The sequence below is a fragment of the Rhodovulum euryhalinum genome, assembly GCF_004342445.1.
GTDB lineage: Bacteria > Pseudomonadota > Alphaproteobacteria > Rhodobacterales > Rhodobacteraceae > Rhodovulum > Rhodovulum euryhalinum.
Genome location: NZ_SLWW01000013.1, coordinates 94129 through 115327 on the forward strand (window position 1 = coordinate 94129; position 21199 = coordinate 115327).

At 67.9% G+C, this 21199-nt stretch carries 21 protein-coding genes; 9 read left to right on the top strand and 12 right to left on the bottom strand.

The features are described 5' to 3' along the window. Positions 1-94: 94 nt before the first annotated feature. Positions 95-733 (top strand): invasion associated locus B family protein, encoded by a 639-nt coding sequence (locus tag EV655_RS15010; RefSeq protein WP_132546175.1) that lies wholly within the window; start codon positions 95-97, stop codon positions 731-733. Positions 734-796: 63 nt separating this feature from the next. Here the strand turns inward: EV655_RS15010 and EV655_RS15015 are convergent, their stop codons facing one another. From EV655_RS15015 to EV655_RS15030, 4 genes are all read right to left on the bottom strand, one after another. Beyond that, positions 797-2005, bottom strand: coding sequence for a beta-ketoacyl-[acyl-carrier-protein] synthase family protein (locus EV655_RS15015; RefSeq protein ID WP_132546176.1), 1209 nt, complete (start codon positions 2003-2005; stop codon positions 797-799). Next, positions 2002-2268 carry an acyl carrier protein gene (locus EV655_RS15020; RefSeq protein WP_132546177.1) on the bottom strand — a complete coding sequence of 89 codons (267 nt, stop codon included), beginning with the start codon at positions 2266-2268 and terminating at the stop codon, positions 2002-2004. Before EV655_RS15020 ends, EV655_RS15015 begins: the two co-directional genes overlap by 4 nt. Positions 2269-2304: 36 nt before the next feature. Continuing rightward, the gene (gene lpxD / locus EV655_RS15025; protein WP_132546178.1) at positions 2305-3396 is read right to left on the bottom strand and encodes a UDP-3-O-(3-hydroxymyristoyl)glucosamine N-acyltransferase; all 1092 of its coding nucleotides are present in this window, start codon (positions 3394-3396) and stop codon (positions 2305-2307) included. A 61-nt stretch (positions 3397-3457) separates the two neighbouring features. After that, the gene (locus tag EV655_RS15030; RefSeq protein WP_132546179.1) at positions 3458-5065 is read right to left on the bottom strand and encodes a L,D-transpeptidase family protein; all 1608 of its coding nucleotides are present in this window, start codon (positions 5063-5065) and stop codon (positions 3458-3460) included. Positions 5066-5396: 331 nt separating this feature from the next. On the opposite strand from EV655_RS15030, the gene mepK reads away from it, so the two are divergent. Next, positions 5397-5963, top strand: coding sequence for a peptidoglycan L,D-endopeptidase MepK (mepK, locus tag EV655_RS15035; RefSeq protein ID WP_132546201.1), 567 nt, complete (start codon positions 5397-5399; stop codon positions 5961-5963). Positions 5964-6039: 76 nt separating this feature from the next. On the opposite strand, the gene EV655_RS15040 is transcribed toward mepK, so the two are convergent. Further along, positions 6040-6759 carry a cytochrome b/b6 domain-containing protein gene (locus EV655_RS15040; protein WP_132546180.1) on the bottom strand — a complete coding sequence of 240 codons (720 nt, stop codon included), beginning with the start codon at positions 6757-6759 and terminating at the stop codon, positions 6040-6042. After that, a complete protein-coding gene (locus EV655_RS15045; RefSeq protein WP_165905366.1) occupies positions 6752-8392 on the bottom strand; it encodes a tetrathionate reductase family octaheme c-type cytochrome in 1641 nt (546 codons plus the stop codon). The genes EV655_RS15040 and EV655_RS15045 overlap by 8 nt, the downstream gene beginning before the upstream one ends. Positions 8393-8664: 272 nt before the next feature. Between EV655_RS15045 and EV655_RS15050 the strand changes: the two genes are divergently transcribed. The 3 genes from EV655_RS15050 to EV655_RS15060 are packed head-to-tail and all read left to right on the top strand — an operon-like array spanning position 8665 to position 11581. Beyond that, complete coding sequence (locus tag EV655_RS15050; RefSeq protein ID WP_132546182.1) at positions 8665-9882, top strand: NAD-dependent epimerase/dehydratase family protein; 1218 nt, start codon at positions 8665-8667, stop codon at positions 9880-9882. Beyond that, positions 9879-10715: a glycosyltransferase gene (locus EV655_RS15055; RefSeq protein ID WP_132546183.1), complete on the top strand. Its 837-nt coding sequence runs from the start codon at positions 9879-9881 to the stop codon at positions 10713-10715. Before EV655_RS15050 ends, EV655_RS15055 begins: the two co-directional genes overlap by 4 nt. Then, a complete protein-coding gene (locus EV655_RS15060) occupies positions 10712-11581 on the top strand; it encodes an NAD-dependent epimerase/dehydratase family protein (RefSeq protein ID WP_132546184.1) in 870 nt (289 codons plus the stop codon). Before EV655_RS15055 ends, EV655_RS15060 begins: the two co-directional genes overlap by 4 nt. Positions 11582-11611: 30 nt before the next feature. Here EV655_RS15060 and EV655_RS15065 read toward each other — a convergent pair whose 3' ends face one another. Together EV655_RS15065 and EV655_RS15070 are read right to left on the bottom strand one after the other, a co-directional pair. After that, the gene (locus EV655_RS15065) at positions 11612-12283 is read right to left on the bottom strand and encodes an alpha/beta hydrolase (protein ID WP_132546185.1); all 672 of its coding nucleotides are present in this window, start codon (positions 12281-12283) and stop codon (positions 11612-11614) included. Further along, positions 12280-12909, bottom strand: a complete 630-nt coding sequence (locus tag EV655_RS15070) for a DNA-3-methyladenine glycosylase family protein (RefSeq protein ID WP_132546186.1) — start codon at positions 12907-12909, stop codon at positions 12280-12282. The genes EV655_RS15065 and EV655_RS15070 overlap by 4 nt, the downstream gene beginning before the upstream one ends. A 226-nt stretch (positions 12910-13135) precedes the next feature. Between EV655_RS15070 and EV655_RS15075 the strand changes: the two genes are divergently transcribed. Further along, positions 13136-13711, top strand: coding sequence for a lipid-binding SYLF domain-containing protein (locus EV655_RS15075; protein ID WP_132546187.1), 576 nt, complete (start codon positions 13136-13138; stop codon positions 13709-13711). 19 nt (positions 13712-13730) lie between these two features. Here EV655_RS15075 and EV655_RS15080 read toward each other — a convergent pair whose 3' ends face one another. Together EV655_RS15080 and EV655_RS15085 are read right to left on the bottom strand one after the other, a co-directional pair. Continuing rightward, positions 13731-14057 carry a YnfA family protein gene (locus tag EV655_RS15080; protein WP_132546188.1) on the bottom strand — a complete coding sequence of 109 codons (327 nt, stop codon included), beginning with the start codon at positions 14055-14057 and terminating at the stop codon, positions 13731-13733. Positions 14058-14095: 38 nt separating this feature from the next. Beyond that, positions 14096-14968, bottom strand: coding sequence for an NAD(P)-dependent oxidoreductase (locus tag EV655_RS15085; protein WP_132546189.1), 873 nt, complete (start codon positions 14966-14968; stop codon positions 14096-14098). Between the two features lie 79 nt (positions 14969-15047). Here EV655_RS15085 and EV655_RS15090 point away from each other — a divergent pair, with 79 nt between their 5' ends. Beyond that, positions 15048-17516 carry a penicillin acylase family protein gene (locus EV655_RS15090; RefSeq protein ID WP_132546190.1) on the top strand — a complete coding sequence of 823 codons (2469 nt, stop codon included), beginning with the start codon at positions 15048-15050 and terminating at the stop codon, positions 17514-17516. 21 nt (positions 17517-17537) lie between these two features. Here the strand turns inward: EV655_RS15090 and EV655_RS15095 are convergent, their stop codons facing one another. Next, positions 17538-18110 carry a lytic transglycosylase domain-containing protein gene (locus EV655_RS15095; RefSeq protein WP_132546191.1) on the bottom strand — a complete coding sequence of 191 codons (573 nt, stop codon included), beginning with the start codon at positions 18108-18110 and terminating at the stop codon, positions 17538-17540. 202 nt (positions 18111-18312) lie between these two features. Here EV655_RS15095 and ssb point away from each other — a divergent pair, with 202 nt between their 5' ends. Together ssb and EV655_RS15105 are read left to right on the top strand one after the other, a co-directional pair. Next, positions 18313-18810 carry a single-stranded DNA-binding protein gene (gene ssb, locus EV655_RS15100; RefSeq protein WP_132546192.1) on the top strand — a complete coding sequence of 166 codons (498 nt, stop codon included), beginning with the start codon at positions 18313-18315 and terminating at the stop codon, positions 18808-18810. A 36-nt stretch (positions 18811-18846) separates the two neighbouring features. After that, the gene (locus EV655_RS15105) at positions 18847-19932 is read left to right on the top strand and encodes a site-2 protease family protein (RefSeq protein WP_132546193.1); all 1086 of its coding nucleotides are present in this window, start codon (positions 18847-18849) and stop codon (positions 19930-19932) included. 19 nt (positions 19933-19951) lie between these two features. On the opposite strand, the gene lipA is transcribed toward EV655_RS15105, so the two are convergent. Continuing rightward, positions 19952-20908: a lipoyl synthase gene (lipA, locus tag EV655_RS15110; protein ID WP_132546194.1), complete on the bottom strand. Its 957-nt coding sequence runs from the start codon at positions 20906-20908 to the stop codon at positions 19952-19954. Between the last annotated feature and the right edge of the window lie 291 nt (positions 20909-21199).

Genomic DNA, 21199 nt, shown 5'->3' on the forward strand with positions numbered 1-21199 from the left:
TGGCAACGGACCGCCGTCAGCCCGATTGCCCCCTGACACGCCCCCGCCGTCATGCTAGAGCGGGCCAATGAACACAGCTTAGGCAGGCAGACTCATGCGTGAACTCGTCCGAACCCTCGGCCTTGCGGCCATCGTCGCCCTTGCCGGCCCCGCGCTTGCCCAGGACAGCGCCCCGGCGGATGCCCCCGAGGCGGGCACGGAAACCGCTGCCCCCCCGGCAGCCGAAACCGGCGAGGTCGAGCGGCTTCCGATGGGCGAGCAAGACGCCCCCGAACAGCCCCAGGCCTATGTCAAGGATACCTTCCAGGACTGGCGCGTGGTCTGTGTCAAGATCGCCGAGGACCGGGAATCCTGCAACATGCAGCAGCTTCTGCGGGACGCCAACGACAACCCGGTAAGCCAGGTCTCGATCGCACCGCTGCCGCCCGCGGCCGCCCCTCGCGCCGCCGGCGTCGAGATCGCAACGCCGATCGAGACGCTGCTGAGCGAGGATCTGCGCCTTGGCATCGACACCTCTCCGGTCAAGCGCTATCGCTTCACCTTCTGCACGCCGCAGGCCTGCTATGCGCGCTTTGCGCTGACCGCCGAAGAAGTCGCGGCCTTCAAGGCCGGGAAGGCCGCGAAGGTGACGATCGTGCCGCTGATGGCGCCCGACCAGACCGCCGAGATCTCGATGTCGCTGGCAGGCTTTACAGCGGCCTACGACCTGGTGGCCGGAACCCTGGCGCAGTAGCGCGCCGCCAGCCGCGGGCCGGGGTGGTGCCGCCCCGGCCGCGGCCCAACGGCGTTCAGCCGCTTACACCCGGCGCAGCGCCAGCACCGCGTTGAGGCCACCGAAGGCGAAGGCGTTCGACAGCGCGACATCGACCCGGGCCTCGCGCGCCTCGTTCGGCACCACGTCAAGCATACATTCCGGGTCCGGTTCCTCGTAGCCGATGGTGGGTGCGATCACCCCGTCCTTCAGCGCCATGATGCAGGCCAGCAATTCGACCGCGCCGGTGCCGCCGATCAGGTGGCCGTGCATCGACTTGGTGGACGAGATCATCAACCGGTCGGCATGCGCGCCGAACACGTCCGCCACCGCCGCACATTCGGTCTTGTCGTTGGCCGCGGTGCCGGTGCCGTGGGCGTTGATGTAGCCGATATCCTCGACGGCCAGCCGCGCATCCCGCAGCGCACCCGAGATCGCCCGGGCCGCACCCTGGCGGGACGGCATCACGATGTCCGACGCATCCGCGGTCATCGCGAAACCGACCACCTCGGCCAGGATTTCGGCGCCGCGCGCCCGCGCATGTTCGTATTCCTCGAAGACGAAGATCGCCGCGCCCTCGCCCTGGACCATGCCGTTGCGGTTCGCACTGAACGGGCGGCAGGCGTCCCTGGACATCACCCGCAGCCCTTCCCACGCCTTGATGCCGCCAAAGCACAGCATCGATTCCGACCCGCCGGTGACGATCACCCGGCTCATCCCCCAGCGGATCATCTGGAACGCCTGCCCCATCGCGTGGTTCGACGACGCGCAGGCCGTGGCCACGGTGAAGGACGGCCCCTTGAGGTTGTAGGTCATCGAGACGTGGCTGGCGGCCGCGTTGTTCATCAGCTTGGGCACGACGAAGGGATGGACGCGGTTCTTGCCCTCTTCGTAGACCGAGCGGTAATTCTCGTCGAGCGTGGTCATCCCCCCGCCCGAGGTGCCCAGGACCACGCCGGCCTCCTGCGAAAGCTGGCCGCAGAATTCCAGGCCCGACTGGGCGATCGCCTCGCGCGCGGCCAGCAGCGTGAACTGGGTGAAGCGGTCGTAAAGCGCGATCTGCTGGCGGTTGAAATGGTCCTCGGGCTCATAGCCCTTGACCTGCCCGCCGATCCGGATCGACAGCCGGTCGATGTCGCGGATGTCCAGTTCACCGATGCCGCAGCGCCCCTCGCGCAGGGCCTCCAGCGTCTGCGGCACAGTGTGGCCAAGCGCGTTGATCGTGCCCTGGCCGGTGATGACGACGCGATTCATGCCTTCTGGTCGGCGACCAGCCCCTCGACCGCGCGCACGATCGCCGCGACCGACGAAATGTCGAAATCGCTCTCGGTCGGTTCGTTGGCGTTGAACGGCACCTGGATGTCGAACGCCTCTTCGATGGCGAAGATCGACTCGACAAGTCCCAGGCTGTCGATTCCCAGGTCCTCGAGCGTCGACTCCATCTTCACGTCCGAAGGTTCGAGCACGGCCTGCTCGGCGATGATCGCGATCACCTTGTCCTTCACGCTGTCCGACATGGGGCTGCCTCTCTGCCTCGTTGATCCTGCGTGGATTTAGTCGCTCCCGGGGCGCTTTGAAACCGATTTTTGCAGCTCGGCGACCTGCGCGAATAGCCGCGGCAGGCGGCGCAGCGCCTTGTAGACCTCGACATGGGTCTCCATGCGCATCGCGGGATAGCCCAGCAGAACCCGGCCCTTCGGCGCATTGGTGAAGATCTTGGTCGCACCGCCCGCGATCACGTCATCGCCGACGAAGATGTTGTCGTTGACACCCACCTGCCCCGCGAACACCACCCGGTCGCCGATCCGCGACGATCCCGCGATGCCGACCTGCCCGCACAGCAGGCAGTCGCGCCCGATCTCGACGTTGTGGCCGACATGGACGAGGTTATCCAGCTTGGTGCCCGACCCGATCCGGGTGTCGCGGATCGTGCCGCGGTCGATGCAGGTATTCGCGCCGATCTCGACATCGTCGCCGATGCTGACCGCGCCCAGCGAATGGATGCGCGTCCAGCTTTGTGCCGCCGCGCCGCCGGCATCGCCCAGCGTCTCGCGCACCGTCTCGACGGCGGATTTCTCGGGCGTGACGAACGAGAACCCGTCCGCACCGATCACCGCCCCGGGCTGGATGATGACGCGCTCGCCAAGGATCACCCGTGCGCCGATCCTGACACCCGCGTGGATCAACGCATCCGCCCCGATCAGGACATCCTCGGCGATGACGGTCTGCGCCGCGATCCGCGCCCGCGGCCCCACGACCGCGCGGGGGCCGATCACCACCAGCGGGCCGATCGCAGCCCCCGCGCCGATCCGGGCACTGGGGTCGATCACCGCGCTGGGATGGATGCCCGGTGCGATCTCGGGGCCGGGATCCATCAGCCGGGTCAGCCCGGACATCGCATAGCGCGGCCGCGGCACGAAGATCGCCGCCTCAAGGCCAAGGGCGCGCCAGTCCGCGCCGTCCCACAGGATCGCGGCGCGGGCCCGGCCGCGCGCAAGGCCATCGGCGTATTTCGGGTTCATCGCCAGGGCCAGCGCGTCGGGCCCGGCCTCGGCGGGTTCCGCGGCGCGCACGATCGGCAGGCTGCCGTCGCCCTCGACCCGCGCGCCAAGCGCGGTCGCGATCTGGTCGAGTGTGAACGTCATGCCGACCCCCTGCCCGTGGCCGGGTCGGCAGCGCGCCGCCCGGTCCTCTTCGGGCCCGGATCTACCCCCGAACCGGGGCGAGCGCCACCCCGGCCGCCTCGAGCGCCTCGAAAATCGCGGCGTCCCGGCCATAGACATCGCGCCGGTACTGCATGCGGCCCCTGGGGTCGGTCACTGCGGTGCGGTAGATGATGTGCACCGGCAGCGGTTGTTCCAGGTCCACCCGCGTCTCGCGCCCGGTGGCCAGCTTGGCGGCGAAGAAGCCCTTGGGGTCGTCGGTCTGCGCGGCCAGCAGCGCATAGGCGAAGTCGAACGGGTCGCCCAGCCGGATGCAGCCATGGCTGAATGCGCGCACCTCGCGGTCGAACAGCGATTTCGACGGCGTGTCATGCAGATAGATGTTGTAGGGGTTGGGGAACATGAACTTCACCAGACCCAGCGCATTCCCCCGCGACGGCGGTTGCTTGAGGTCGAACGGGAAGTTTCTGGCGGTGTAACGCGCGAAATCGATCGCGCCGCGGCTGACCACCCGGCCGCTGCCATCGACGAGTTGCAGATAGCCATGCGCGTTGGGGTTGGCCTGCATCCTGGGCAGGTATTCGTTGACGGCAATCGAGCGCGGCACGTTCCAGGTGGGGTTCACCACCATGTGCTCCATCACATCCGAGAACTCGGGCGTGCGCTGGTCGCTCTGGTTCTTGCCGACGACCGAGCGGGTCTGGAACACCACCTCGCCCTCTTCGATGATGCGGGCGTGGAAATCGGTGATGTTGACCAGCACGTGCCGGTCGCCGCGATCGTTGCCAAGCCAGCGCTCGCGTTCCATCGCGACCAGAACCGAACGCAACCGCGCCTCGGCGGGCAGGTTGATCTCGTCGATGGTGCCCGCGCCGGCGACGCCATCTGGGGCGATGCCGTGGTCAAGCTGGAAGGCCTGCACCGCCGTTTGCAGCGCCGCGTCATAGGTGGCCGCGGCACTGCGCGACAGATACCCCATCGCAATCATGCGGTTGCGCAGCGCGATGACAGCCGCGCCGGACTGTCCCGGGCGCAGCGTGCCGCGCGGCACCTCGGGGCCCCAGCCGCCCTCGGCGATCAGCCGTTCCAGGCGCATCTTCTCGCGCAGGAGGCGGGCATATTCGGGGCTGCGCGGCGCGAGGCTGCGCAGGAAGGCGGCGGGATCGTCGGTGGCGGCAATCCGGGCCAGCAGCGTGGCCGGGTCGGGGCGGGCGATCTCGCGCTTGATGTCGGACAGCACGCGGCCCGGTTCGATCACCCCGGAGCTCACGTCGTGGGCATAGGCAAGGAACATGTCCATCGCCGCGACTTCGGCCCGGCCGATGTCGCGCAGGCTGCGCGCACCACGGAATGCCGCTATCAGCGCCTCGGGATCGTAACGCGAGGCGGGCAGCCCATGGTCGGGCGCCTGCGCCAGCACGGACAGCAGCGCCGCGCGCCGGTCGGCGGCCTCGGCCGACGTCCAGAACGGTGCATAGCCGCGTTGCCGGTAGAAGGCCGCAATGGCGTCGTCCTTGGCGGCTGCCTCGGCCACCGCCTGGCGGAACGCCGTCAGGTCCATCGCCGCGTTGGCAGGCGCAGGAGCGCCCAGCCCGAGCACCACCGCGGCCACACCGGCCATCAGACCCCGGCGCAGATCAACAAAACGCATCAACCCATTCCCCCGTCAGGCTTTCCGGTCGCGCACGCAAGTTTCGACATTCGAACAATCCCGTCATGCTGTCCACACACAAATCCGCAAGACGCCAACGAAATTCCCGATCCTGTTGCAAGAATCCAGCGGCCGTCGAAAAAGCACCATATGCCCCAAGAGTGAGCAAATTCTTGCCGGTTTGCCCCTGCGCGGCGGATCCGCGACGAATCGATGCTTGGCGGAAATGGGCGGATGTGCGATAGACGCGTTGGGCAGGCAAGTATGGCCCGAGGCAAAAAACGCCGTGAAATCGCGGCATTGGAACGAAACTGGGGCAGGCGGAGAAAATATGCACATGACCCAGAACGGCATTTCGCGCCGCAGTCTGTTAGCTGCGTTCGCTGCGACAACCGTTGCGGCTGCACCGACCTTCGCGAACGCTTTCGGGCTTCTTCGGGGCGCTGGAGATATCCGGCGGATCCGGATGTATTCCGGGCGCACCGGCGAAAGCATCGACACGATCTACTGGATCGAAGGCGATTACATCAAGGAAGCCGTCAAGGAGATCAACCACTTCATGCGCGACTGGCGCAACGATCAGGTGGTCTCGATGGATATTCGCAACTTCGACATCATGGCGGCAGCCCACAGCCTGATGGATGTGGACGAGCCCTATATGCTGCTGTCGGGCTATCGCAGCCCGCAGACCAACGCCATGTTGCGGGCGCGCTCCAAGGGCGTGGCAAAGAACTCGCTGCACATGAAGGGCCAGGCGGCCGACCTGCGGCTGAAAAGCCGGTCGGTGAGCCAGATCGCGCGGGCGGCCGGGGCGTGCAACGCGGGCGGCGTCGGGCGTTATTCCGGTTCGAACTTCGTGCACATGGATTGCGGCCCGGTGCGCACCTGGGGCCGCTGAGCCGCGGATCACCGATCCGGAACGAACAAGGCGCCCTGCGGGGCGCCTTTTCGCATGCCGGCGGGGTTTCCTCCAGTCAGTCGACCAGCCGCCAAGTCTCGTGCCGTTCGAGATAGGCCTCCTGCTCGGGTGTCAGTGCCACCGTCTCGGTGCCCACGATCATCGGCCGCACACCTTCGCGGAAGGAATGGCCGATGGTCAGAAGATAGATGTGCAGGATCACGAAACCCGCAACGATCCAGGCGACCGCGAGATGGACATTCGCCACCAGTTCGAGCCAGAACGGCGCATTCGGCAGCGTCTCCCAGAAATTGTAGGTCAGATAGACCAGCCCCGTGCCCCAGACCAGCGGGAAGACCACCGTCTTGAGCGCCGCATACGCCATCGCCTGAAGCGGGTTGAGCCGCTGCGCGAGGCTTTTCTGGTAGGGATGGTGTTCGCCCTTGAACACGCCGAAGGCATAGTAGCGCGCCACGGCGAACAGGCCGAACACCCGCGGCAGAAAGACCTTCCAGTTGCCGGTGGTCATCAGCCAGAAGGTGGCGAAGACCCACAGCAGCAGAAGCGCCAGCGCCACCAGCGTGTGCAGGCGGACCGCCATCTCGAAGCTGAGCAGGTTGTGCCAGCCATTCATGCCGAGCCCGGTGAACATCAGGATCACGATCGAGCCCGCCTGCGACCAGTGCCAGAGCCGCTCGAACCGGGGATAGATCAGGACCTCGCGCTCGGCGCAGTCCGGGCAGGGCGTCAGGCCGCGTTCGAACGGCGCCGGGGGCTTGTGGCTGGTATCAGTCATGGGTCGTCCCTCCCTTTCCGCCTCGGGTGATCAGCCGCAGCACGGTGTGCAGCATCACGCCTGCCGCCATCATGGCAAAGACCAGCATGCCCGCCAGCGCGCCCCAACTGAGGGGGCGCGAGCCGGGCATGTAGAACCCGCTCAGCCCGGCAAGCCGCCCGTTCTCGGCATGGCAATCCCGGCAGGCAAGCGCGTTCTCGGCAGGCGCCACCATATGGGTGATCGGCCAGTACATATGGGTATCGACGAACCCGTACTGGCCGGAATACTCGGCCCCCGCAGCCTTCATCCCCGCCTCGATCGCCTTGGACCAGTCGAAATTGGTCCAGAAGGCGGTATCGGTCGTCGGGCCCCAGACATTGGAATAGGCCAGCTTGTTCAGCCCCGAGTCATAGGCCTGGCGCCCCTCCATCCGCTTGAACGGCCAGATGCGCGAGCGGCCATCGTCAGGACTGCCGTCGATCCGGTTGATCTCGACCACGCCGGTCGGGTCGATGACCTCGTCGGTGGTGGTATAGTTCACCTGCCCGTTGAACCAGGCGTAGTGCGGCACGACGTTCTCGCCCCATTCGAAATCGCCCTTGGTGGCGAGATAGGTGTGCAGCGCCTTGCCGTCGCCCTGGACATAGCCTTCCTCGTGCACCGGTTTGCCCGCCGCATCCATCCTGCCGGCGGTCGACCAGTCCCAGCCGGTCTTGGTGGCGACACCACCCCGGGCAAAGCTGGGAATGTGGCAGGTCTGGCACGCGACCCGGTCGACATGGTCGTTCAGCTTCGTCCCCGTGACCGACAGCGCCTTGTGGGGCGCATTGCCGTGGCAGCTTTCGCAGGTGGCAACGTCCTGGCGGACCTGGCCGGGCTTGCCGGTGCCCTCGGGGTCCATCGCGTGGACGTCATAGCGCGAGCCCGCGAAGATGTGCTTGTCGGAATGGTGGCAGGTCGAGCAGGTGAAATTCTCGCCGTCCGGCGACATGTGGACATCCACCTCGGGGCTGGGGTGGTAGAGCACCGACGACAGGTCACCATGCTTCACGTTGTCCCCACCGCCGCCGTAGAAATGGCAGGACCCGCAATTCTCGCGCCCCGGCTGGCCGACGCTTTGCGCCGCCTTCTTCAGATCCACCACCCAGGCGTCGGCGCCGGTGATGGTCTTGCCCTTCGCCTCGAGCGGCGGGTGGCCGGCGGCGGAGTCGAGCTTGGTGTATTGCCCGGACGTGTCGTGGCAGACCAGGCAATCCACCGCCGTTGCCTCGGCCGGCGGAGGTTCGCTCATGTCGGTCCAGCCATAGCCGGTGTGGCACGAGGTGCAGCGCGGCTCGTTCGAGGCGACGTTGCCGCAGAACGAATTGACGACATTGCTCTTGCCGAGGATCTGCCCGGTCGAGGGGCTCTCGAACTCCCATTTCCAGTGGACCGAGTGCTTGACCTGGGTCGCAGCCTCGGTGTGGCAGGACAGGCAGGCCTCGGTCACCTCGGGGCCTGATGCGAAATCCTTCTGCAATTCCTTGAGCTTGGAATGATCCGTGGTACTTTCGGAAATCTGTGGTGCGGCATCCTGCGCGGCTGCGCCCAATGCCCCGCACAGCCCGATGATCGCGGCCAGACCCACCGCTCCAATTCCGTATCCGCGCATGTCCGTCCCTCCCGCTGCGCACCTTGGCACAACCCGTGTATCCCAAAGTATACTCGAAACCAAAGCTGAGTCACGGAAATATCTTATAATCGTTATAACGCAGGTCACTCCGCCGCAGGGGGGCGTGGGGCTGGAAACCTGCATCCATTTGTGGCCAAATCCGCGCACCGGATGGCAGCGACACAAAACCTTCAAATGAAAGCGGGAAAAGGCTGCCATGACAGCACGGGCGCGGCACGCTGCCCGCCCACAAGGTCCGAAAGGAGAAGTCGATGAAGATTGCGGTTCTCGGAGGCGATGGTTTCTGCGGCTGGCCCACCTCGCTGCATTTGTCCAACCTGGGCCACGAGGTTCACATCATCGACAACCTCAGCCGGCGCTGGATCGACACGGAACTGGGTGTGCAGTCGCTGACGCCGATGGATTCGATCCAGGAACGCTGCCGCATCTGGAAGGAGGTCACGGGCGAGAAGATCCACTTCCACCTGATCGACCTGGCCAAGGAATACTACCGCCTGCGCGACTGGCTGGCCAAGGAACGCCCCGAGGCGATCATCCACTTCGCCGAACAGCGCGCCGCGCCCTATTCGATGATCTCGGACCGCCACAAGATCTACACCGTCGACAACAACATCAACGCGACCCACAACCTGCTGGTCGCGATGGTGGAAATCGGGCTGGACGCGCATCTGGTGCACCTCGGCACGATGGGCGTCTATGGCTATTCGACCATCGGCGCGCCGATCCCCGAGGGCTATCTGGACGTGTCGATCGACACGCCCAGCGGCGCGAAGGGGATGGAGATCCTCTATCCGACGCGGCCCGGCTCGGTCTATCACATGACCAAGTCGCTCGATCAGATCCTGTTCCAGTTCTACGCCCAGAACGACGGCGTCCGGATCACCGACCTGCATCAGGGTATCGTCTGGGGCACCAACACCGACCAGACTAGGCGCCATCCGCAGCTGGTCAACCGCTTCGACTATGACGGCGACTACGGCACCGTGCTGAACCGGTTCCTGGCCCAGGCTGCCATCGACTATCCGCTGACGGTGCACGGCACGGGCGGACAGACGCGAGCCTTCATCCACATCCAGGACACGGTGCGCTGCGTCGAACTGGCGCTGAAGGACGCGCCGGAGCGCGGTGACAGGGTGAAGATCTTCAACCAGATGACCGAGACGCACCGGGTGCGCGACCTGGCCGAACTGGTGGCGAAGATGACCGGCGCCCGGATCGCCTACCTGCCGAACCCGCGGAAAGAGGCCGCCGAGAACGAACTGGTGGTGAAGAACGACCACTTCCTCGACCTCGGTCTGAACCCGATCACGCTGCAGGAGGGCCTGCTGGAAGAGGTGATCGAGGTGGCGAAGAAATTCGCCCATCGCGTCGACCGCTCGCGCGTGCCCTGCGTGTCCGCCTGGACCAAGGACATCGCCACCCGTGTCGTCCACGATGTCGAGGGCAAGAAGCTCAAGTCCGTATCGTGAGCGACGGCCTCAGGCCCGCCGCCCCGGCGCGCGGGCGCCTTGCCTATGTCACCCTGGTCACCAACGCGGATTTCGCGTTGGGGGCCAAGGCGTTGGTCCGCTCTCTTCAGACGACGCGGACCGAGGCCGAGGTTTGCGTGCTGCATACCGGCGGGGTGCCCGGGGACAGCCTGGCGCCGCTGGCCGACTTGGGCGCGCGGCTGGTCGAGACCGACCTCCTGCCCACCTCCGACGCCTTCAACGCGGCCCATGCGCGCGACCGCATCCACGGCCTGGCCCCCTTCACCAGGGGCGAGAAGCCCGCGTTCCACACGCCGCTCGACAATTTCTGCAAGCTGCGGCTCTGGCAGCTCGACTACGAGCGCGTGGTGTTCCTGGATGCCGACACGCTGGTGCTGCAGAATATCGACCGGCTGTTCCACTATCCCGAGTTCTGCGCCGCGCCGAACGTCTACGAAAGCCTTGCCGATTTCCACCGGATGAACTCGGGCGTCTTCACCGCAAGGCCCGATCCCGCGACCTATGACCGGATGCTGGCGCGGCTCGACGCGCCGGGGGCGTTCTGGCGGCGCACCGACCAGACCTTCCTGCAGGACTTCTTCCCCGGCTGGCACGGCCTGCCGGTATTCGACAACATGCTGCAATATGTCTGGTTCAACCTGCCCGAGCTGTGGTCCTGGCCCGACATCCGCGTGCTGCATTTCCAGTATGAAAAGCCGTGGCAGGACCACGCCAAGGCCGACCGCCTGCGCCCGCTGATCGAGTTGTGGCGCGCCTATGAGCGCGGCGAGGACATCCCCGATCCGGCCACCCTGCCCGGCCCCCGCGCATGAGCCTTGCGGTCACCGGCGCCACCGGGCTTGTCGGCCGCTTCTTCGTGGAGGAGGCGCGGGCCTCGGGCGAACCCGTCAGCGTTCTGACCCGCACTCCCCCGCCGCACGGCTTCTTCCCAGGCCCCGTCGCGCACATTCCCTACGCGCTGGGCGACCGGCCCGAGCTGACCGGGATCGACTGTCTGATCCACTGCGCCTTCGCGCATGTGCCGGGGCGCTATCGCGGCGGCGAGGGCGACGATCCCGAGGGGTTCATGCGTGCCAACCTGACCGGGTCCGTCGCGCTATTCGAGGCCGCGCGTGCGGCGGGGGTGGCGCGCGTGCTGTTCCTGTCCACCCGCGCGGTCTATGGCGCCTACCCGCCCGGCACCGACCTGTCCGAGGACATGGACCCCCGGCCCGACACGCTTTACGGCGAGGTCAAGGCCCGGGCCGAGGACGCGCTGTTCGCGCTTGCCGCCCCCGGCTTCGCCCCCGTGTCCCTGCGCGCCACCGGCATCTACGGCCCGCCGGGCCCCGGCCAGCGCCACAAATGGGCGGACCTGTTCGACGCTTTCCGGCGCGGCGACCCCATCGTCCCCCGCCGCGGCACCGAACTGCACGGGGCCGACCTGGCCGCCGCCGCCCGGCTGATCCGCACCGCCCCGGCCAGCGCCGTCGCGGGCCGGGCGATCAACCTGTCGGATATCCTGCTTGACCGGCACGACCTGCTGGCGATGCTTGCCGCGGCCGAGGGGCTGGACCATCCCCTGCCGCCAGCAAGCGATGCCCCGGTCAGCGCGATGCAGACCGACCGGGCGCATGCGCTGGGCTGGCGGCCGGGCGGGACGGGCCTGTTGCGCACCACCCTGCCCGCCCTGCGCTGAGCGGCGGACGGATCCGGACAGGCAGGGTGTTCAGCCCGTTTCGATCCCCAGCCGCTCGCGCATGAAGGCAAGTGCCACGCTCAGCCCGTCGGGGGCGATGCCGTGACCAGTACCCTTCATCACATGGGCATAGACATCGAATCCCACGGCGCTCAGCGCGTTGCCCGCCTCGGGCAGCGCCGCGATCGGCACCACGTCATCCGCATCGCCATGGACCAGCAGCACCGGCGGACGCGCAACCATCTCGTCTTCCAGAAGCTCGGGATCCAGCAGCCGCCCCGAGAAGCCCACGATCCCGGCGCAGGCGGGCGCCCTGCGGGCCCCGACATGCAGCGCCATCATCGTGCCCTGGGAAAAGCCGAACAGCACCGTCCGCATCGGGCTGACCCCCTCGTCCTCGGCGACCGAGTCAAGCCAGGCGTTCAGATCGTCCACCGCCCGCCCCATGCCCGCGCGGCTCTGCTCCTCGGACGACCCGTCGATCCAGGGAATCGGGAACCACTGATAGCCGAAGGGCACGCCGGCGCAGGTTTCGGGCGCGTCGGGGGCCAGGAACGCGGTGCCCGGCATGTGCGGGGCCAGCGGCTCGGCAAGGCCCAGCAGGTCCGCGCCGTTCGCGCCATAACCGTGCAGAAAGATCACCAGCCGTTCGGCCTCGCCCTTGGCTGCGCCCGCGCGGCCCGCTTGCAATGCCCTCGTCACCTGACACCCTCCCGATCCTTGGCCACCCGGTAGTAGGCCCAAAGCGCGCGCGCGGCAACCGCCCGCCAGGGCGCCCAGGGCGCGGCCATCTCGCGCAAGGCCCGCTCGGCCGGGCGGGTCTCGAGCCCGAAAAGCAGCCGCGCGGATTCCTGCAGGGCCAGGTCGGCCGGGGCAAAGACATCCGCCCGGCCGAGCGAGAACATCGCGTAAATCTCGGCGGTCCATCGCCCGATCCCCGGCACCTCGACAAGGCGGGCGACCACCTCGGCGGAAGGCACGGTGCGAAGCGCCCGATAGTCGATCCCCGCAGCCGCCAGGGCCTTGGCATAGCGTGCCTTCTGACGCGAAAGCCCGCAGGCCCGCAGCGCCTCTTCCGAGGCCGCGGCAACCGGTTCGGGCGCGACCAGCCCGGCCGCAGACAGCCGCCCCCAGATCGCATCCGCCGCCGCAACCGAAACCTGCTGGCTCACGATTGCCGACATCAGTGCGGCGAACCCGTCCGCCCGCCGCCGCAGCGGCAAGGGACCGGTCAGCGCCAGTGCCGTGCCGAAACGCGGCTCGACCCGCACCAGATGCGCCGCGCCTTCCGCAAGGCAGGCCTCGGTCTGGATGATCCGTTCGTCCATGGCCCGGATCATAGGCCGGCAGCGGGCGGGACGCGATAGGCCCCGCACCATCGCCGAACGCTCGACCGCTTTGACCGGCGGGGGGGGGAACCCAAGTCGGGGCCGCTGACCCCGCTGCCTGCGCAAGGAATCGCCATCCCGCGCGAGTGGGCACGTGACATGGCGGATGCGTACCTCTATAGTTTGTGGCAAGGGCTGGAAAGGCCACAACAAGAGGCACCGAGCTATGCAAGATGGCAAGACAAAGAGCAGCTATTCCCGGCGCGGCTTCATCGGCGCGGTGGGCGCCAGTACGGCGCTTGCGGCCTGTGGCAACGGCGTCGGCAGCAGTGGCGGCGGGCAGATCGACAGCCGGGTAGACGGCACGCGGAACTACCTCTTCAGCCGGTTCCCCGGCACGATGGACCTGGCAGAGAAGGCACAGGGCATCCTCTGGATGCCGCTGATCACCAAGGCCGGCCTGTGGGTCGGCGGCGCCTACGGGCGCGGCGCGCTGCGGGTGAACAATGTCACCGTCGACTATTATTCGGCCACCCAGGCAAGCTTTGGCCTGCAGATCGGCGCCCAGCAATACGCGCATGCGCTGTTCTTCATGACCCCCGAGGCGCTGCGGAAATTCCGCTCTGGCGCAGGCTGGTCGGCCGGGGCGGACCTGGAATATGCCGTGCTCGACGATGCCGGCGCGGTTTCTGCGGACACGGTGACTTCGCTCGATCCGGTGATCGCGCTGATCTTCGGCCAGCAGGGTCTGATCGTCGGCGCGTCGCTGGAGGGCACCAAGTACACGCGCATCATCCCCTGAGACGCACCGCGCGGCCGTCTCAGCCGGTGCGTGGCGCCCACAGGATGACCGCGGCGCCTGCCAGACAAAGGATTGCGCCGAGGCTGTCCCATTGATCCGGCCGCTGGCCCTCGACCGCCCAAAGCCATAGCAGGGACGACACGATATAGATCCCGCCATAGACGGCATAGGCGCGCCCTGCGTGATCTGCGGGGCTGAGCGTCAGCAGCCAGGCGAACACCGCAAGCGACAGCAGCCCCGGGGCAAGCCAGAGTGCGGACCGGTCCAGCCGGATCCACATCCAGAAGGCAAAGCACCCGGCGATTTCGGCCAGCGCCGCGGCGAAATAGATCAGGACAGACTGCACCACGCCCCCTTGCCTGCGCGGCCCTGACCGCGCCGCCGTTAGCCCATCGCGCGCAGCCGCCGGATCAGGCTCGACGTGTCCCAGCGCCCGCCGCCCAGCTTTTGCACATCCTTGTAGAACTGGTCCACCAGCGCGGTGACCGGCAGGCTGGCGCCGGTCTCGTTCGCGGTGTCCAGGCAGATGCCCAGATCCTTGCGCATCCAGTCGACCGCGAAGCCAAAATCAAAGCGGTCCTCGATCATCGTCTCGTAGCGGTTGACCATCTGCCAGCTTCCGGCCGCGCCGCCGCCGATCACCTCGACCACCGCCCGTCCATCCAGTCCGGCCTTCTCGGCGAAATGCAGCCCCTCGGCCAGCCCCTGCACCAGCCCCGCGATGCAGATCTGGTTGACCATCTTGGTCAGCTGCCCAGCCCCGCTGTCACCCAGCCGCCGGCAGAGCTTGGCGTAAGACCCGATCACCGGTTCGGCACGGACATAGGGCGCCTCGTCGCCGCCGCACATCACCACAAGCTGGCCGTTCTCGGCCCCTGCCTGCCCGCCCGAGACCGGCGCGTCGACGAAGGCCACGCCCCGGTCGGCCGCAAGGCCATGCATCTCGCGGGTGACGGCGGCCGAGACGGTGGTATGATCGACGAAGACCGCCCCCCGGTCCATGCCCGCAAACGCGCCGTCAAGCCCGGTGCAGACCGCGCGCAGGTCGTCGTCATTGCCGACACAGGCCATCACGAATTCGGCGCCGCTTGCGGCCTCGGCGGGGGTCGGGGCGGATCTGCCGCCATGCTGGGCAACCCAGGCCTCGGCCTTGGCGGCGGTGCGGTTGTAGACGGTGACCGCGTGGCCGCTGGCGGCCAGATGGCCCGCCATCGGATAGCCCATCACCCCCAGCCCCAGGAATGTGACTTTCGCCATTGGCTCCTCCCCTCGTTGCAGTCGGTGGCGTTTGCCCCTAACTAACGGCCCCAGTCGGGGCGTCAACAACGGGGCGGAGATGGCCGCGCTATTCCGGTGGCTTCTGCGGCTGTTCACGGCCGCTGTGATCCTGGCCGTCCTGGCCGGCGGCACGGTCTATTACCTGGCCGCGCGCTCGCTGCCCGAGTACGAGGCGACCCTTGCGGCGCCAGGCCTGGATGCGCCGGTCGAGATCGTGCGCGACAATGCCAACGTGCCCCATGTCTTCGGCGCGTCCGACAAGGACGTGTTCTTCGGCCTGGGCTTTGCCCATGCCCAGGACCGGTTGTGGCAGATGACCGTGCTGCGGCGTACCGCACAGGGGCGGCTGTCCGAGAACTTTGGCGCCGAGACGCTGAAGATCGACGAACTGGTGCGGCGGCTTGACCTTTACGGGCTGGCGCAAAGTTCGGTCAAGGCGCAGGATCCCTATGCGGCGGGCGCGTTGCAGGCCTATGCGGACGGGGTGAACGCCTGGATCGCGCGGGTCAATTCCGATGCCCGCGGCCGGGGCGCGCCCGAGTTCTTCCTTTTCCCGCCAGAGGTGGCGCTGTGGCAGCCAGCCGATTCGATCGCCATCGCCAAGCTGATGGGGCTGCGGCTCTCGACCCATCTGGAGACCGAAGTGCTGCGCGCGCGCGTCTCGCTGCTGATCGACCCCGAGCGGGTGCGCGACATCCTGCCCGACGCGCCGGGCACGGGGCTGGCCGCCCTGCCCGACTATTCCGACATCGCCCCCGGCGTCGTGCCCTCGGCCGCGCCGCTGAGCCGCATGGCCGGGGGGGCGCTGTCCCCCTTTGCCCCGCGCGCCTTCGCGTCGGCCTCGAACGTGTTCGCCGCAGCGCCGACACGGTCGGCCGCGGGGGGCACGCTGCTGGCCAACGATCCCCATCTGGGCTTTTCGGCGCCCGCGATCTGGTATCTGGCGCGGCTGGAACTGGCCACCGGCGGGGTGATCGGCGGCACCATCCCGGGGATGCCGATGATCCTTGCGGGGCGGTCGGCGCATCTGGGTTGGGGGATGGCGTCGTCCTACCTGGACGATCAGGACGTGTTCCTGGAGCAGCTTAACCCAGACAACCCCGAGGAATACCGCACACCGGACGGGTTCGAACCCTTCGAGACCCGGCGCACGATCATCCGCGTCGCCGAGGCCGAGCCGGTGACGATCACCATGCGCTGGACCGCGAACGGCCCGGTCCTGCCGGGGGACCATTTCGGCCTGGGGTCGATCACACCGCCCGGCCATGTCACGGCACTTGGCTGGACCCTGCTGAACGGCGCCGATACCTCGGTCAGCGCCGCGCTGAAACTGATGCGCGCGCGCAGCGTCGACGAGGCGTTGGAAACCGGGCGGTTCTACATCGCGCCCTCGCAGAACCTGATGGTGGTGGACCAGGACACCATCGCGATGCAGACCATCGGGGCGATGCCCCGCAGGCTGGCCGGTCATCAGAGCGAAGGCCGCCTGCCGGTCCCCGGCTGGAAGGACGAGAACCGCTGGCAGGGCTGGCTGAACTATGCCGCGAACCCGCGCTTTCGTGCGCCCGAAAGCGGCATCCTCGGCAACACCAACAACAAGCTGGTGGAACGTCCCTTTCCGCTGCATGTCAGCCATGACTGGGGCGACACCCAGCGGATCGAACGCTGGAAGGCGCTGATGGAGCGCCGATCGGTCCATACCCGCGAAAGCTTCATCGAGGCACAGTTGGACACCGTGTCCTTCACTGCGCAGTCGCTGTTGCCGCTGATCGCGGGCGATCTGTGGTTCACCGGGGATCCAGCGCCCGCCGGCAGCCCCGAGCGGCGGCGCCAGCGCGCGCTGGAACTGCTGGCGGCCTGGAATGGCGAGATGAACGAGCATCTGCCCGAACCGCTGATCTATGCCGCCTGGCTGCGCCAGTTGCAGGACAGGCTGATCCGCGACGAACTGGGCCCGCTGGCCGTCGAGTTCACCCATGTCGACCCCGTCTTCATCGAGCGCGTGTTCCGCGACATCGACGGCGCCGGGGCCTGGTGCGACATCCGCCAGTCGGGGGCTGTCGAAACCTGCACCGAGATGGCGCGGCGGTCGCTGGACGAGGCGCTGTTGTGGCTGGACGAGACCTATGGCGGGTCGCTTGAATCCTTGCGCTGGGGCACGGCGCATCAGGCGTGGCACGATCACCCGGTGCTGGGCGAGGTGCCGTTCGTGAAGTGGTTCGTGAACATCCGCCAGCCGACCTCGGGGGGCGACAACACGCTGAACCGCGGGCTGACCCGTGGTACCGGCCCCGAACCCTTTGCCAATGTCCATGGCGCGGGATTCCGCGGCGTCTACGACTTCGCCGATCCGGACAGCTCGGTCTTCGTGATCTCGACGGGGCAGTCGGGTCATCCGCTCAGCCGCCACTACGACGACCTGGGCGAACTGTGGCGGCGCGGAGAGTATATCCCGATGTCGCTGGACCCCGCCCTTGCGCGGGCGGCGGCGGTGGGCGTGACGCGGCTGGTGCCCGGGGCGGAGTGAGGCGCGGCCCCTGCCCTGACTCTAGCTGCCCCAGATCTTGCGCACGTAGTTGCGCGTCTCGTCATAGGGCGGCACGCCGCCGTGCTTTTCGACCGCCTCGGGCCCGGCATTATAGGCGGCAAGCGCCAGCCTCCAGGACCGGAACCGGTCGAACTGGCGGCGCAGATAGCGCGCGCCACCATCCAGATTGGCCCGCGGATCGCGCGGGTCAACGCCCAGCCGACGCGCCGTCTCGGGCATGAGCTGCGCCAGCCCGATTGCCCCCTTGTGCGACACCGCCCCGTGGTTCCACGCCGATTCCTGCTGCACGAGCCTCAGGAACAGATCTTCCGGCACCCCGTGGCGCCGCGCGGCCGTGCGGGCGAGATCCAGATATTCGCCACGATACCTGCCCGTATAGGCAAGGTTGCCGCCCGCCGAAGGCGTGATCACCTGCTGCGGCTGAAGCCGGATGGAATTGGCATATTGTTGTGCCGCGCGCCCGTCGAGGACGCGGGTCTGCGACTTGAAGAGCGCAGCGCGAGCCTTGGAAGACACGGTGGTGTCGGCAAGGGCAGACGATGCCGCAAGCCCGATCAGCGTCAGGGCAGCCATGAAGTTCCGCAACGCCGTCCCTCTTCCGCGTGCTTGCTTCGAACGGCGGCACTATAGGCAAAAACGCGGTCCTGGGCCAGCCCCCGGGTGCGCAGCCCCGCAGCGCCCGGCCCGGCGGGTGCGGATTTTCGCCTTCCCTTATCCCCGGCGGGGTGGTGTAACGGGAAAAAGCGACAGTTCAGATTCGACAGGGGGCACGCAGATGGCGGGTTCGGTCAACAAGGTCATCCTCATCGGCAATCTCGGCCGCGACCCCGAGGTGCGCAGCTTTCCGAGTGGCGGCAAGGTGTGCAACCTGCGCATCGCCACCTCGGAAAACTGGAAGGACCGCACCACCGGCGAGCGGCGCGAGAAGACCGAGTGGCACTCGGTCGCGATCTTTTCCGAACCTCTGGTCCGGATCGCCGAGCAGTATCTGCGCAAGGGGTCCAAGGTCTATATCGAGGGCCAGCTCGAGACCCGCAAATGGCAGGACCAGTCCGGGCAGGACCGCTATTCGACCGAGGTCGTCCTGCGCCCCTATCGCGGCGAGCTGACGCTGCTCGACAGCCGGTCCGAGGGCGGCAGTGGCGGGGGCGGCGGCTATGGCAGTGGCGGCTATGGCCAGGGCGGTTATGACGACCGGCGCGGCGACGATTTCGGCGGGGGCGGCCCGGGGCCGGCGCCCGCGGGCGATCTTGACGACGAGATCCCGTTCTAGGGTGACCCAAGCGGCCCGCACGGCCGGGCGAGAGCGATGACCTGGTCCTTTTCCATCGGCCGTCTGTTCGGCTCGGAACTGAAGGTGCATGCCACCTTCTTCCTCCTGCTGGCCTGGATCGGGGCCGCTGCCTGGCTGGCGGCAGGGCCGGTGGCGGCGCTCGTCAACATCGTGTTCGTCCTGGCGCTGTTCGCCTGCGTGGTGGCGCATGAATTCGGTCATGCCCTGATGGCGCGCCGCTTCGGGATCGCGACGCCGGACATCACGCTGCTGCCGATCGGGGGCCTTGCCCGGCTTGACCGGATGCCGGAAAAGCCGGGGCAGGAAATCGCGGTCGCGCTCGCGGGCCCGGCGGTGAACGTGGTGATCTGGGCGCTGCTGGTGATGCTGGGCGCCGAGACCGACCTGGACAGGCTGGCCGCGCTGGAACAGGGCGGCATCGCCGGGTTCTGGGGCAAGCTGGCCGCGGTGAACCTGTTCCTGGTGCTGTTCAACATGATCCCCGCCTTTCCGATGGATGGCGGCCGGGTGTTCCGGGCCGCGCTGGCCTACGGCATGGGCCGCGTCGCCGCCACCCGGCTTGCGGCACGGTCGGGCCAGGTGCTGGCCTTCGTCTTCGGCTTCCTCGGGCTGACCTGGGGCAGCCCTGTTCTAGTGCTGATCGCGATCTTCGTCTTCATCGCCGCGGGCGCCGAAAGTGCCGATGTCAGCCTGCGCGACATGGCCCGCCACCTGCGGGCGCGGGATGCCATGATCACCCAGTTCGAGGCGTTGCACCCCTCGGATACGCTGCAGGTGGCCTCGAACGCGGTGATCCGCACCACGCAGCACGAGTTCCCGGTCATGGATGCGGACGGCGGCCTGCTTGGATTCCTGACCCGGAACGCCCTGTTCGCCGCGCTTGCCGAGGGAAACCGGATGCGCCCGATCGCCGGGGCGATGACCGAGGGTATTCCCGCCGTCCCGCTGGCCGCGCCGCTGGACGCTGCGCTCGACGCGCTGCAGGACACCGGCGCCCCGGCGGTGGCGGTGACCGAACCCTCGGGGCGGATGGTCGGCTATATCACGCGCGAGAATATCGGCGAGTTGATGGTGATATCGGGCCGCGAACGGCGGGTGTGACACCGGCCGCGGCGGACGTTCACCGCGATGCCAGCGCCTGTTCCCGCGCCGCCCTGAGCCGGACGAAATCCTCGCCCGCGTGATAGCTCGACCGGGTCAGCGGTGTCGCCGAGACCATCAGGAAGCCCTTGCCATAGGCGGCCTTTTCGTAGGCGGCGAACTCCTCGGGGGTCACGAAACGGGCAACCGCGTGGTGTTTCGGCGTCGGCTGCAGGTACTGCCCGATGGTCAGGAAATCCACATTCGCCGCGCGCAGGTCGTCCATGACCTGGAGCACGGCCTGGCGATCCTCGCCAAGCCCGACCATGATGCCCGACTTGGTGAACATCCCCGGGTCGATCTCCTTGACCCGTTGCAAGAGCCGGAGCGATTGGAAATAGCGCGCGCCGGGGCGCACCTCGGGATAGAGGCCGGGCACGGTTTCGAGGTTGTGATTGAACACGTCGGGTTTCGCCGCAACCACGGTTTCAAGCGCCGATGCGGGGCATTTCAGGAAATCGGGCGTCAGCACCTCGATCGTGGTGCCGGGCGCGCGGTGGCGGGTGGCGCGGATGGTCTGGGCGAAATGCTCGGCCCCCCCGTCGTCAAGATCGTCGCGGTCGACCGAGGTGATCACCACGTGGCGCAGGCCCAGCCGCGCCACCGCCTCTGCCACCCGGCCCGGTTCGAACGGGTCGAGTGCGTCGGGCCGCCCGGTGGCGACATTGCAGAAGGTGCAGCCGCGGGTGCAGATCTCGCCCATGATCATCATCGTCGCATGGCCATGCGCCCAACATTCGCCCACGTTCGGGCAGCCAGCCTCTTCGCAGACCGTGGCAAGCCCGTGTTCGCGGATGATCCGGTGCGTATCCTGATAGCCCTGCCCGCCCGGCGCGCGCACCCGGATCCAGGCGGGTTTCTTCGGCTGGGCGTTGTCGGGGCGGTGCGCCTTTTCCGGGTGGCGCTGGTCGGGGATCGTGATATCGCGCGGGCGCATGGGGCCTCCTGTGCTTGCGCCCTCACATAACTCCCGCAGGACCGCTTGTCCAATCCCGGCGCACATGCCGCCGGGCGCCGGGCAAGACCGGCGCCCTGACGCGTGACGCCGCAGGGGGCGCGATCAGAACTCGCGCCAGTCGTCGGCCCCGACCACGCGCCGGCCGGGCCGGAACATGGCGGGGGCGTCCGGTTCCGCCTCCGGTCCGACGAGGCGGAGGGCGGCCATCGGGGCTGTGGTGCGGGCCTGGCGCAGGCGGAACCGGGTGACCAGGCCCTGCAGCGTCTCGGC